Origin of the sequence: Flavobacterium sp. IMCC34518 (assembly GCF_027111095.2) — a bacterium.
Taxonomy (GTDB): domain Bacteria; phylum Bacteroidota; class Bacteroidia; order Flavobacteriales; family Flavobacteriaceae; genus Flavobacterium; species Flavobacterium praedii.
The window spans coordinates 1,998,265-2,013,038 of record NZ_CP114284.2; the positions used below are offsets into that span (position 1 = coordinate 1,998,265).

The 14,774-nt window shown below is 34.3% G+C and carries 8 protein-coding genes; 7 read left to right on the forward strand and 1 reads right to left on the reverse strand.

Annotated features, from left to right (window positions below):
* The first annotated feature begins 103 nt into the window (after window positions 1–103).
* Window positions 104–3,745, forward strand: a complete 3,642-nt coding sequence (locus tag OZP06_RS08595; protein ID WP_269224521.1) for a chitobiase/beta-hexosaminidase C-terminal domain-containing protein — start codon at window positions 104–106, stop codon at window positions 3,743–3,745.
* 194 nt (window positions 3,746–3,939) lie between these two features.
* Here OZP06_RS08595 and OZP06_RS08600 read toward each other — a convergent pair whose 3' ends face one another.
* Window positions 3,940–4,938 (reverse strand): GntR family transcriptional regulator, encoded by a 999-nt coding sequence (locus tag OZP06_RS08600; RefSeq protein ID WP_281324487.1) that lies wholly within the window; start codon window positions 4,936–4,938, stop codon window positions 3,940–3,942.
* A 320-nt stretch (window positions 4,939–5,258) separates the two neighbouring features.
* Between OZP06_RS08600 and OZP06_RS08605 the strand changes: the two genes are divergently transcribed.
* The 6 genes from OZP06_RS08605 to OZP06_RS08630 all read left to right on the forward strand — a co-directional run bounded on the left by OZP06_RS08605 (window position 5,259) and on the right by OZP06_RS08630 (window position 14,446).
* Window positions 5,259–8,213 carry a SusC/RagA family TonB-linked outer membrane protein gene (locus tag OZP06_RS08605; RefSeq protein WP_269221499.1) on the forward strand — a complete coding sequence of 985 codons (2,955 nt, stop codon included), beginning with the start codon at window positions 5,259–5,261 and terminating at the stop codon, window positions 8,211–8,213.
* 10 nt (window positions 8,214–8,223) lie between these two features.
* On the forward strand, window positions 8,224–9,831 hold the full coding sequence (locus OZP06_RS08610) for a RagB/SusD family nutrient uptake outer membrane protein (protein WP_269221500.1): 1,608 nt from the start codon (window positions 8,224–8,226) through the stop codon (window positions 9,829–9,831).
* A gap of 124 nt (window positions 9,832–9,955) precedes the next feature.
* The gene (locus tag OZP06_RS08615) at window positions 9,956–11,014 is read left to right on the forward strand and encodes a SusE domain-containing protein (protein ID WP_269221501.1); all 1,059 of its coding nucleotides are present in this window, start codon (window positions 9,956–9,958) and stop codon (window positions 11,012–11,014) included.
* Between the two features lie 227 nt (window positions 11,015–11,241).
* On the forward strand, window positions 11,242–12,294 hold the full coding sequence (locus tag OZP06_RS08620) for an aldose epimerase family protein (RefSeq protein ID WP_281324488.1): 1,053 nt from the start codon (window positions 11,242–11,244) through the stop codon (window positions 12,292–12,294).
* Window positions 12,295–12,304: 10 nt separating this feature from the next.
* Window positions 12,305–13,405 carry a glycosyl hydrolase 53 family protein gene (locus tag OZP06_RS08625; protein WP_269221502.1) on the forward strand — a complete coding sequence of 367 codons (1,101 nt, stop codon included), beginning with the start codon at window positions 12,305–12,307 and terminating at the stop codon, window positions 13,403–13,405.
* Between the two features lie 6 nt (window positions 13,406–13,411).
* Window positions 13,412–14,446, forward strand: a complete 1,035-nt coding sequence (locus tag OZP06_RS08630) for a glycosyl hydrolase 53 family protein (RefSeq protein ID WP_281324489.1) — start codon at window positions 13,412–13,414, stop codon at window positions 14,444–14,446.
* Window positions 14,447–14,774 lie beyond the last annotated feature (328 nt).

Consider the following 14,774-nt stretch of genomic DNA (forward strand, 5'->3'; position numbering starts at 1 on the left):
CGAATGAATTTGTTGTTATTCAATGATAATAAAGGTTAGTAATTTTTTGATGAATTACTTAAATAATTATACTATTAATTTAAAATAACCCATATAAACCAAAATGAAGAATAAGTTTCTATTAACAATAATACTAATTGGTTGTTTTTGTTCCTATGTTTTTTCGCAAACCAAAGCGACAGGAAGAGAAGTAATGATTCAAGGATTTCACTGGACCACTGATGTTTCTGCTACTAAGTGGTATGAAGTGATTAAAAGTAACTCTGCAGCTTTGCAAACCGCTGGATTTGATGCTATATGGTTGCCACCACCGAGTAAATCAACTGGAGGAATGGGGTATATTCCTACGGTATGGTATGATTTGAATAATGCTCAAGGAACACAAGCACAATTAGTGTCTTTGATAACAGACCTGCATTCAAAAAACATTAAAGTAATTGCCGATATCGTAATCAATCATAGAGGAGGTACCCTTGGTTGGTATGATTTTTCAACACCTTCCTGGAATACACCAACTGAAACATGGTCAATTTGTAACAATTCAAATATTAGTGCTACTGGACAAAAAGGAACAGGAGCGCCTGATTATGATCCTGTTGCTGCTGGTTTAAAATCGCCTGGAGAATCTGGCTCTTTTTCTGCTGCTAGAGATTTAGATCACAGTAATGCTCTAGTTCGTGAAGGTATCAAAACCTGGATGAATTGGTTGAAAACTGATATTGGTTTTGACGGTTGGCGCTATGATTTTGTACATGGTTACGATGGTAAATATATCAAAGAATACAATGATGCTACGAACCCATACTTTTCGGTAGGTGAACTATTAGAAGGAAACAGGGATCGAATTGTAAAATGGATTGATTATACTAAGGCTGGGACAGCAACTGCATCATCATCTGCTTTTGATTTTGCTACTAAAAGCTCTTTACAAAATGCATTTAATGATAATAATTTGAGTTACTTAAAAGATGGTAATGGAAAAGCATCTGGTTTAATTGGGGTTTGGCCGTCTAATGCAGTAACTATGTTAGACAATCATGATACGGGTCCAGCACCATATGGTCAAGATCTTTGGGTGTTTCCTGGAGGACAAGTTTTAAAAGGCTATGCTTATTTATTAACTCATCCTGGTACTCCAATGGTTTGGTGGCCCCATTATTTCAATTGGGGTATTAAAACTGAAATTGATGCGATGATCAAAATAAGAAAAGACAATCAATTAAGTAGTACATCGGCTTTAAATATTGTTGCGGCTACTACTAATTTGTATGCAGCAATTATTGATGATAAAGTTGCTATGAAATTAGGTTCTGATAATTGGTCGCCATCAGGTACGGGATGGATACTAAAATTATCAGGTACAGGTTTTGCAATTTGGGATAAATTGAGTGCGGTAGATGTGCCAAGTTTAACCATTGTAGACGCGGGAGGTACATACAATACTGGAACAACTGTAAATGCTGTTTTGACAGCCAATTTAAACACTTCTACAATTTATTATACAACAGATGGTACAGAACCTACTACAGCATCAGCATCGGCTGTTGGTTCAAAAAGTTTGGTAATTACTTCAAATACAATTGTGAAAGCATTTGTTAAGAATACTTTAAATGTTAGTTCTGCTGTAAAAACAGAAACTTATACTTTTAGTACTGCTCCTCCATTTACTGTGTATTTCAAAAAACCTTCGACTTGGAGTTCTTCGGTAAAAATTTATTATTGGGCAACAACAGGAACAACAACGGCAGTAACTTGGCCTGGAGTGGCTATGACTCCCGATTGCGGCGATTGGTATACTTTTACTTTTCCATCTACAGTAAGTGCTTCCAGTGTAATTTTTAATGATGGAACGTCACAAACGACCAATCTAACAGCAACTGCTGGAATTAAGTATTATGATGGAGGTTGGTTATCTGCAGAACCAGTTGGAAGATGTCCAATTGCACCCGATTTGACAATTGCACCAGCAGGAGGTTCTTTTACTACTGGAAATACAGTGAATGTTGTTTTGACGGCCAATGTCAATACTTCTACTATTTATTACACTACAGATGGGACTGAACCAACTACAGCATCTAGTTCTGCTGTTGGTACGAAATCATTAGCAATAACAGCGAATACGACTTTGAAAGCTTTTGTAAAAAATACATCCAATGCAAGTTCAGCTGTAAAAACAGAAGTGTATAATTTCAGTCTAGCTCCAGATTTGATAATTGCTCCAGCAGGAGGTTCTTTTACTACTGGAAATACAGTGAATGTTGTTTTGACGGCCAATGTCAATACCTCAACGATTTATTACACTACAGATGGAACAGAGCCAACTATAGCATCGAGTTCTGCTGTTGGTACGAAATCATTAGCAATAACAGCGAATACGACTTTGAAAGCTTTTGTAAAAAACACGTCCAATGCAAGTTCAGCTGTAAAAACAGAAGTGTATAGCTTCAGTCTAGCTCCCGATTTGATAATTGCTCCAGCAGGAGGTTCATTTACAACCGGAAACACAGTAAATGTTGTTTTGACTGCTAATGTCAATACCTCAACGATTTATTACACTACAGATGGAACAGAGCCAACTACAGCATCGAGTTCTGCTGTTGGAACGAAATCATTAGCAATAACAGCGAATACGACTTTGAAAGCTTTTGTAAAAAATACATCCAATGTGAGTTCTGCAGTAAAAACAGAAGTCTATAGTTTCAGTCTAGCTCCAGATTTGACAATTGCTCCAGCAGGAGGTTCATTTACAACCGGAAACACAGTAAATGTTGTTTTGACGGCCAATGTCAATACCTCTACGATTTATTACACTACAGATGGAACAGAGCCAACTACAGCATCTAGTTCTGCTGTTGGAACGAAATCATTAGCAATAACAGCGAATACGACATTGAAAGCTTTTGTAAAAAATACATCCAATGTGAGTTCTGCAGTAAAAACAGAAGTGTATAGCTTTAGTCTAGCTCCAGATTTGATAATTGCTCCAGCAGGAGGTTCTTTTACAACTGGAAATACAGTAAATGTAGTTTTGACGGCCAATGTCAATTCCTCTACTATTTATTATACTACAGATGGAACCGAACCAACTACAGCATCGAGTTCTGCTGTTGGAACGAAATCATTAGCAATAACAGCGAATACGACTTTGAAAGCTTTTGTAAAAAATACATCCAACGTGAGTTCTGCAGTAAAAACAGAAGTGTATAGTTTTGTAACTCCGAATACTCTTACTGTTTATTTCAAGCCTCCAACTACTTGGACATCAGTTCCGAAAATTCATTATTGGAATGCTATTCCTTCTGGAAGTATCGCTAGTACTATTTTTCCTGGTGCAACGATGATTACCCATGTAAATGGTTTTTATAAATATACCATTGTTGGCCCAACAAGTGTTAGTGTGGTTTTTAGCAATGGTATGACTGGAACTACTAATCAAACGGCAGAATTACTGAATGTAACAGATGGTTTCTCTTACACATGGGCCGATACACTTGGAGTTACTGATTTAATCCCAAAGGAAAGCTTAGTGAAAATCTATCCTAACCCAGTAAATGATTTGCTTAAAATAGAGACTGATTCGCCTAGTGTGAATTATCAAATAATTGGCATTCAAGGGAATTTGATACAAGCAGGTGCTCCTATAAACAACACTATTGATGTTAGTAGTTTAAAAGCTGGTGTTTATATTGTTAAAATAAAATTTGAAAATGAAAAACAATATTTTCAAAAGATTATAAAAAAATAGGTTAAAGTTCACTAATTATAATAAAGTTAAATTAGATTTTAAATGTTAAAAAAGGTTCTAAACGTAATTTTCGTTTGGAACCTTTTTCATATTAAAAAATTGTAAAGTCGAATTTATTTGATAAATGCTGCAGTTAATTACAAATTTTTTTAAAAAGATAGTTTTTATAAATAGGTAAAATTTATAAAAATCAATTACAAGGAGTTTCTAATAATCAAGGCACTTTTGTTTTCGATTTGTTCTTTTTTTCCTTTTAGGACCATTTGTGCGAGTAGTTTTCCCATGGTAGTAAAATCTGTTGAAATAGTGGTAATCCCATTCGATACCACTTTTTTTAGCGGGGTTTCATTGTAGGAAATGATTCCAAAATCGGTTCCTAGTTTTAAATTTTGTTGCCTTGCTTTTTCAATTACGTGGACCAAATCTCGGTCATTTGGAATAATGTAAACACCGCCAATTATAATTTCATTATCGGTAAAATCATTGATAACTTCATAATCAAATGAGTATTCTTTACAAAAATCCTCAAAACCGATTTTCATTCCCATAGGTTCTCTAAAACCCGGAAAAATCAAAATGAGTTTGTTGTATTTGTTCAATCTTGACTTTCCTTTAGACAAACCCTCGCAGATGTCTTTTCTGTGATTTTGGTAGATGGCAGGAAAGGATTTTAGATCATCATTGGTTTGATCTAGGATAATTACATCATTTACTGGTAGGGTTTTTATAAATGCTGCTACATCGATTAAGTTGGTAGGCATGATGATATATTTGGTATAATTTCCATTACTATCATTTATTAATTTTTGAAAGACTTGTACATTAAAGTGGTGAAAGAAAATATCAACCTGTACATTTTTGCCAATATTTTTTAAAAACGAATTGTATATGTCTTCCTTAAAAATATTTAGTTCATCGAAAAGTAAAAAGATCTTTTGTTTTATTGTGATTTCAACGCTTTTGACATAATATCCTTTTCCTGGTATGGCATAAATAATACCTCTTTTTTTGAGTTCATCATACCCTAATAAAACCGTATCTCGTGACAAAGAAAAGGCCAAACATACTTTATTTACGGATGGAAGTCGGTCGCCTTTTGTAAGTTTTTCTTCTTCAATTGCCTTTTCAATCGATTGAATTATCTGTTTGTATTTTGGTATTCCAAGGTTATTTTGGATCGAAATAATTTTCATGTCAAAAGTTGGTTATTGGGCAAATATACAAAAAACTGGTAGGCACTGGTATTGAAATGTAAATTTAACACATAATTTTGATTTTCATATTTCATAAAAAAACAATTCAAAAAAACAATTTATCTTATTTAAAACGAAATTATATGTCGATTTTACATTAAAATCTGCAATATGATATAGGATTTCTTTTTTCTTTTTTTAGGGAATAAGAATTTTTAAATACAATAAAATAGATATTAAAATCAATCATAATTAATAGTTACAATGCCCAATGCATGAATCAATACCTAACCCAAAATCAATTTAAATTAAAAAAAAGTATGAAAACAATTTACATGAAGTTGTTATTTTTATTTCTCCTGCTTCCGTTTTGCGCTTTTTCGCAGAATGCAGTAAAAGGGACAGTTCTGGACAGCGGTTCTGGACAGCCTATTTCCGGAGTAAATATAAATATACAAGGAGTCCCAAATGGGGTCTCAACCGGTTTTGACGGAAAATTTCAAATTCCAAATGTGAAACAAGGCGATAACATCGTTTTTTCATTTATTGGATACAGAAAAGAAATTGTAACCTTCACAAATCAAAAAACACTGTTAGTTAGCCTTCAGTCAGAAGCAAATCAATTAGTTGAAGTAAAAATTCAAGTTGGATATGGATCAGTAAAAAGAAAAGATGCTACTGGAGCTGTTGTTGCACTGACTGCAAAGGAATTTAATAAAGGTGCCAATGTTGGAACCGAAGATTTATTTAAAGGGCGCGTAGCGGGTTTAGCTGTAAATACTACAGGAGCTCCTGGGGCTAAATCCGAAATGAGAATTAGAGGAGGAAGTTCTTTGTTTGCAAGTAATGACCCTCTTGTTGTTATTGATGGATTGCCCTTGGATAACAATACAAACATAGGATCGTCTTCTTTCTTAGCATCTTTAAATCCAAGTACTGTAGAATCTATTGTTGTTTTAAAAGATGCTTCTGCAACTGCTATTTATGGATCACGTGCTTCTAATGGAGTAATTATTATTACAACCAAAAAAGGAAGTAAAACTTTGGCGGTAGACTATAATGTTCTTTATGGGGCAGGTAAACTAGTCAATACTGTTGATGTTTTTAGTGCTGATGAATATCGTGCTCTTATTGTAAATGAGGATAAAAAAAATGGAACGGATTATGCTAGTAAATTAGGAACTGCTAATACCGATTGGCAAAAAGAAATTTATAGAAGTACTGGTTATGTAGATCAAAACTTATCGGTAAGAGGTAATCTTTTGACTGTTATTCCAACTAGTTTGACTTTGGGAAATACAAACCAACAAGGATTGAGATTAACCAATACTTTCAAAAGAAATACAATTGGTTTGGTTATGAATCCTGCTTTTTTTGATAATCATTTAAAATTAAAACTAGCAGCGAATTATGCTGACGAAAAAAATAGGTTTACGGATGCAGTTGAGGGAACAGCCATTAGTTTTGATCCAACACAACCTGTTACAGTAGATGGAGCTCCTTATGGCGGATACTTTGAATACACTACTGGAATTAATTCTGCTGGTAAATACACTTTGAATGCCAATGCAGCCAGAAATCCAGTTTCTCAATTGTTGATGACCAATGATAGAGGGACAAATAGTCGGGTTTTTGGTAATTTTGAAGCGGATTATAAGTTTCATTTCTTACCGGAGTTAAGAGCTGTTGTCAATGTTGGGTTTGACGAATCCAATGGAGAGCGAACACGATTAGTAGGAGAAGATGCTGGTTCTGCGCCATCAAATAATAACATTCCTTATGGTACTAATGAATTTACAAAAGCGACCAAAAGAAATAAATTATTAGATACTTATTTGACCTATAACAAAAATATTAAAGATTTTAATTTAGATCTTACTACAGGATATTCCTATCAAAAATTTCAAACAAATAAATTCGAAACGGGTAATATCTTAAATCCAGATTTGCCTTCGACTTTTCCTGAAACCTCAATTGATACAGATGTTGTTTTAATAGGCTTTTTTGGTAGAGCCAATATTAATTTTAAAGACAAATATTTATTGACAATGTCATATAGACGAGATGGTTCTTCTAGATTTGAAGAAGAAAATCGTTGGGGTAATTTTCCAGCAGCTGCTTTTGCATGGAAAATGAAAGAAGAATTTTTTAAAGATAACGAGACTTTATCGGACTTGAAATTAAGGGTGAGTTATGGTATCACAGGCCAACAAGACATACCAGATCCGAATGGTTATTTAGAAAAATATGAAGTTGGTGGTGGGAATTCCCAATATTATTTTGGTACTACAGCGACTCCAATCGCTTTGTCTAGCAAAAGAACAAAAAATTTAAAATGGGAAGAAACAACTGTTTTAAATGCAGGTGTTGATTTTGGAATTTTAAACAATCGTATCTCTGGTTCTGTCGAAGCTTATTCTAAAGTATCAAAAGATTTATTAGTAAATGCTGCTATTTCTGATGGTAGTAACTTTTCAAATCGTGTGTATCAAAATGTTGGATCTTTCACCACAAAAGGGATCGAGTTAAGTTTGAATGCCATTTTGTTACATTCGGATAGTTTCAATTGGAATGTGAATTTTACAGCTTCAAAGTTTGAAAGACGAATTAAGGATTTGGTTAATAATACGAATATTCTATTAGGAGATAATATTTCTGGTACAGGAACTCCAGGTCAAATCTTTAGCGAAGGCTATACCCCTTACTCTTTTTATGTTTACAAACAATTGTACGATACAGCGGGTAAACCAATTGACGGTGCTTTTGCTGATATTAATGGAGATAACATCAAAAACAATTCGGATAAATACATTTATCATAATCCAGATCCAGATGCTACTTTCGGATTTGCTTCTACAATGAATTTCAAACATATCGATTTTTCTTTCAATTTAAGAGCTAGTGTCGGAAATAGAGTTTTTAATGCTGAAGCAGCGGGTAATGCTCAGTTTGATAACTTAGAAAACGGAGGAGTATTGAGTAATGTGCCTACATCTATACTAGAAACTGGTTTTCAAACTACTTCAAATGTTTTATTATCTGACCTTTATGTAGAAGATGCTTCTTTCTTAAAAATGGATAATATTACTTTGGGCTATACATTTACCAAGTGGTTAAATGATAAAGCTACGTTAAGAATGTCAACTGGTGTTCAAAATGTCTTTGTAATTACAAAATACAGCGGATTGGATCCTGAAATCACAAACAACGGAGTGGATAAAACAATTTACCCAAGACAACGCTCAATATTGTTTGGTCTTAACCTCAAATTTTAAAAATAAAATCATGAAAAAATATATTTTTATATCCATTTTAGTATTAGCAGCGGTACTTCATTCCTGTACGAATGATTTGAATGTTGTCTCTAAAGATGATGATGTATTATCCTCGGAGGCATTGTATACTTCACCAGGAGGTTACGAAAAAGCTTTAGCCGGAGTTTATGGTAATCTTACTTTGACGGGTGTTATTGGTCCAAACAATTCTTCGCTTGAAGGTGTAGATGCAGGAACGAGTCAATTTACCAGATGTTTATTGTATTTGCAAGATTTAACTACAGACGAACTAGTTTGGAGTTATGAAGCCGATGAAGGAACTGCTGAATTGCAAAGAAATATTTGGACAGCTTCTAATCCTATCATTTTAGGAATGTACAGTAGAACCATGGCTTCTGTGGCGTATGCCAACGAGTTTTTACGCCAAAGTACTCCAGAAAAACTGCAATCAAGAGGAATTACAGATGCTTCAAAACTTGCCGATATTGCACTTTATAGAAATGAAGTTCGTGTATTGCGTGCTTATGCGTATTACAACATGATGGATTTGTTTGGTAAAGCCCCTATGTATACCGAAAATGATCCAATCAATTTTGCTGGCCCAGAATTCAATAGAAAACAATTGTTTGATTTTGTTGAATCTGAATTGGTAACAGTACTTCCTAGTTTAAAAGCAGCTCGTACCAACATTTATGGTAGAGTAGATCAAGGGATGGCTAATATGATATTGGCTAAAATTTATTTGAATGCACAAGTGTACATTCAAGCGGATCGCTATAATGATTGTGTGACCAAGTGTAATGAAATTATTGCTGGAGGGTATTCTTTAAAACCAAATTACCTAGATAATTTCAAAGCAGATAACAATACTTCTGAAGAGATAATTTTCGGAATCCAATCAGATGGTGTAGTTTCTCAAAACTGGGGAGCAACAACAGTATTAACTAATGGTCAAATTGGTGCTTGGGAAAATAATGGTGCCGATTTTGGAATTGGTGGATGGAGTGGTGCACTTCGAATCAGAAAACAATTTGCACAAAAATTTGACGGAGGTAAATTCAATCAAGATACCCGCAAAACTATTGGTACTGGTATACAAGGTGATCCTTCTAAACAAAGAACAATTGATATTGCTGATATTGGTGTGAAAACACAAGGGTATATTTTATCTAAATATTCAAACAAAACAGCTACCGGAGTAAAAGGGAGTAGCTCTACTTATGCAGATACTGATTTTCCTTTATTCCGTTTGGCAGATGTGTATTTGATGTATGCTGAAGCAACTTTAAGAGGAGGTAATGGCGATGTAGCTCAGGCATTAACTTATGTAAATGATTTGAGAGAAAGAGCCAATAAAACTTCGACTGTAGGGAATATTACTGCATCAAATTTGACTCTTGATTTTATCATTGATGAAAGAGCCCGTGAATTGCATTGGGAAGCCCATAGAAGACAAGACTTAATCCGTTTTGGAAAATTTACTGGAGGGTCATACAATTGGGCTTGGAAAGGGAATGCTTCTACTGGAGTTTCAATTCCATCACACATGAATGTTTTCCCAGTACCTGTTGGATCATTGGGTGCCAATCATAATTTAACTCAAAATACAGGTTACTAAAAAATCCACTATTATAATAAACATAAAAACATGAAATGAGCATAACTGTAAATTGGTCACAGATACCGATTGCGATATGCGAATTACATAGGACAATTAAAAACCAAATAAAAAATACATACTTATGAAAAATATATTCAAACATTTTATAGCATTGGCCCTTATCTTAGGTATGTGGTCATGTGAAAACGAGGAAAATTTCTTGATCTTAGAGCCTCAAGCTGCTGCTTTTTCTATAATTACTCCAGATGCAGGTTCTTCTGTTATAATGAACGAAGCTACTCCAAACAATACTGCTTTGACATTGACTTGGGAGGCAGTAACGTATGGCACGCCAACTATCGTGAGTTATACCATTCAGTTTGCAAAAAGCAATACAGAATTTGCGGCTCCTGTGAATATAGCTACTTCTACAACAACACATGCATCGATAAGCGTTTCTGAATTAAATTCAAAAGCTCTAGATTTAGGTTTGCTTCCAGATGTTGATGGAAATCTTGACATTCGAATCGTGTCAACTGTCGGAACAACTGGTTCTGAACCCAAATATTCTAACCCAATTACGATTGTAGTAAAACCATATCAAGGTGTTTTCCCTTCAAAAGATTTGTTTTTGATTGGACCTGGAACTTCTGCGGAATGGGATGCAAATAAAGCTGTTGCTCCAATTTTTAGAGATCCAGCTGATCCAGCTAAACAATATTATACAGGTTACTTTGCAGCTGGTGGGTTTAAATTGCTTGAGCAAACTGGTTTTTGGGCTCCAATGTATGGTGCAAATGGTGACAAAGTACAATACAGAGCAACTGAAAGTGATCCAGATCCAGGACTTTTTCCAACTAATGCGGCAGGTTATTATACTTTTGCAATTGACATAAAAGCATTAACATATACTATTGTTCCTTATACAGGATCTATGAAAACGTATGCTTCAGTTGGTATTATTGGAGACGCAGCACCATTGGATAATTGGGTGACTAGTGTTCCTATGACTAAGTCAACTTTTGATGCTCACATCTGGAAAATCACTTACACCTTTACATCCGCAGGGAAATTTAAATTTCTTGCCGATACTACTTGGATTGGTGATAGTGCTGGAGCCGATATTTATGTTACAGCAGGTAAATACGACATTTGGTTTAATGATATAGATAATAGATACATGTTTGTACCTGTTTTATAAAGAGTCGCAGGGTTGATAAGATTTTAAAAATATATAAGAATCATAGTTGCTTCTCAATCGTTTCTTTATGTTTTTAATCTTAGTAGCTTAACATCTCAGTAACTTAAAAAAAAACCTCGAATGCTATACATTCGAGGTTTTTTTTAATGTTTCACAAACTGGTAGGTACTGGTATGTATAATTTAAATTTTGTTCTACATTTGAATTTCAAATTTCATAATAATACAATGGAAATAAAACACAATTCACAAATTATAACTCCTTCTGAAGCCAATTTGTTTGGTTTAATGCCAGATGGGACAGCCATTTATGCTTACGAATTATCCAATAAAAACGGAATGTTTTTAAAGGTAATCACCTTTGGAGCTACGATAACCGAATTGAAAATGCCTTTGAAAAATGGCGAATTGGTTGATGTTGTTTTAGGGTTTGACAATTTAGAGTCTTACATGCAATCGTTTCATCTAGTAAGTCCGCCCTATATGGGCGCAACTGTTGGAAGATTCGCTGGTAGGATTCATAATAGTACTTTTTGTCTGAATAGACAAAAATTTATTTTGAATAAAAACAATAACGAAAACGCATTACATGGAGGTATTATTGGGTTTAGCCAAAGAGTTTGGACAGTCAAAAATGTACATTCTGGTGATAATCCTGCTATAACTTTGAGTTACACTAGTCCAGCTGGAGAAGAGAATTACCCAGGAGAATTAGCAGTAGAACTTAAATATACGTTGTCCGAAGAAAATGAATTGAAGATTGAATATAGTGCCAAGACTTCAGAGGATACCGTTGTGAATTTAACCCATCACAGTTATTTTAATCTAGACGGACATTCATCCAATGTGGCAGATCAGGAATTAATTATAAATGCGAATCGAATGTTGGAAACATCTGCTGAAAATATTCCAACTGGTAGGTTTTTACAAATTGAAAATACTGCTTTTGATTTTTTAACCGCCAAAAAATGTCCTTCAGTAATTGATAATACATTTGTTTTGGATCGAAAAGAAGAATTTGCCGCTTCTCTTTTTAATAAAAAAAATAATTTGAAAATGACCGTCTATACCGATCAACCTGGAGTTCATATTTATGTTGGTGGAAATTGTTTTAATGCAATTAAGGGTAAAGAAAACGCTCATTATCATCCTTTAAGCGGTATTTGTTTTGAAACTCAAAACTATCCAGATGCACCAAATAACAGGCATTTTCCCAGTGCAATTCTAAAAAAAGATTCAGTTTACGCTCATAATACCACTTATAAATTTCAATCCATTTAAAAAATCCATCATGAAAAAAATTCTAACCCTATTATCACTTTTTATAGTATTTGCAATTCAATTTGCTTGCTCTAACAGCGATTCTTCCGATGCACCTGTAGTTGTGGATCCACCAGTTGTGGTAGATGATTTTATCAGAGCTGCCGATATTTCCTTTCTTCCTGAAATTGAAAGTACGGGAACAATTCTATACAATAATGGCAAAGCCGAAGACATGCTTACGACTTTAAAAAATGCAGGCTGTAATACGATTCGTATTCGTTTATGGAAAAACCCAACAAGCGGGCATTCTACTTTTGCCGAAGTGAAAACGCTTGCAGCAAGAGTAAAAGCAGCCGGTTTAAAAGTATGGCTTACGGTTCATTATTCAGATACTTGGGCAGATCCAGCGGCTCAAACGACTCCAGATGAATGGAAAAATTTATCTTTTACCGATTTGAAAACGGCTGTTGCTACTTATACATCAACTATTATAACAGAGATTAATCCTGACATTATTCAGATCGGAAACGAAATAAATAGCGGTTTACTGTGGCCTCAAGGAAATTTGATCAATCAAGAAGCGCAATGTATTGCTTTGTTATCTACCGCAAGTGCTACCATTCGAAGCAAAGCACCAAATACAAAAATCATGATTCATTATGCAGGTGTAAATCCATCAGATACGGATTGGTTTTTTACCAAAGTAAAAAGTGTAGATTATGATTATATCGGTCTTTCCTATTATCCAATTTGGCACGGTAAAGATTTGACAGTTGTAAAAACTACTATCGATGCTTTAGGAAGTAAGTTCAGCAAGAAAGTGATTATTGCCGAAACGGCTTATCCTTTTACATTAGATTATAATGATTGGACAAATAATATAGTTGGATCAGATAATCAATTAGTTTCGGGTTATCCTGCAACTACTGATGGCCAAAAAAGTTATATGCTGGCTATCAAAAGTTTGTTGAAAAGTTCTAAATGTGGTATCGGATTCTCCTATTGGGGAGGTGAGTGGATCGCTTTCAAAGGAAATCAAGCCAAAGATGGTTCTACTTTTGAAAATCAAGCTTTCTATGATTTTACGAATAAATCACTACCTGTTTTAGCAGTTTTCAATCTAAACTAAACGATAATGAAAAAAATATTATTTTCAATAGGGATCCTTTTAGTTTTGGGTTTTACATATTGTACAACTAATAAAACAACGCAAAAACCTAAAGAAAATATTTTTGCAAAAGGTGCAGATGTCGGTTGGTTGCCACAAATGGAAGCTACTGGATACAAATTTTATGATACGAATGGATCCCAAAAAGATTGCTTGCAATTGTTGAAAGATCGTGGAATGAATACCATAAGATTACGAGTTTGGGTAAATCCATCAAATGATAAAGCAAGCGGTCATTGTAGCACAACAGAAACAGTAGCCATGGCTATTCGCGCGCAAAACATGGGAATGCGCATTATGATTGACTTTCATTATAGCGATTCTTGGGCAGATCCTGCTAAACAAAACAAACCTCTGGAATGGCAGAATCACACTTTTTCAGAATTATTAAATGATGTTTATTTCCACACAAGAGATGTTTTACAAGCACTTAAAGATGTTGGAATCACACCAGAATGGGTACAAATCGGAAATGAAATCCCTGGTGGTATGTTATGGCCCGAAGGAAGTACGGACAACTTCAGTCAATTGGCACAATTACTCAATAGAGGATATGAAGCAACAAAGGAAATAGATTCCAAAATCAAAGTAATTGTTCACTTGGACGAAGGTAACAACAGTATAAAATTCAGATGGTTTTTTGATAAAGCAAAAGCCAATAATGTAAAATACGATGTTATTGGAATGTCTTATTATCCGTATTGGATAAAAAGTGATTACAAAGTAACCATTGCAGATTTGGCAAATAATCTAAACGATATGGCTGCTCGATACAATAAAGAAGTAATGATTGTTGAGGTTGGTGGCGATTACACTTTGGAACAAAACACTCACGATATGTTGGTTGCCGTTATAAAAGCAGTAAAGGCAGTGCCAAATAACAAAGGTTTAGGCGTAATTTATTGGGAACCAGAAGGCGAAAAAAGCTGGAGCGGATATCAATTGAGTGCCTGGAAAGCTGATGGGAAACCTTCAATGGCATTGGATGCGTTTAAAGAATAGTTTTGATTCGAAAATGTTGAAACATATAAGTCATATAAGCTCTTAATTTGATTATAAGCAAGTGAAAATAATAGTTCATTTAAGCAAATGCTATTAGCCTTGCAAAGAAAGGTTTTAACTTATATTCTCTTTTAATAAGTATTTGGGCAAACAAATTTACTTTAACTTAAATGACTTATATGTTTATAATGAATTGTATAGATATTAAATAATTATACCTGTTTAAAAATGAAGAAATTGATATGTTTACTCGTTCTATTTTTAACATTCACACAATTGACATGGTCTCAAACACGTGAGGTTAAAGTTTTAGATGCCAACAATTGAG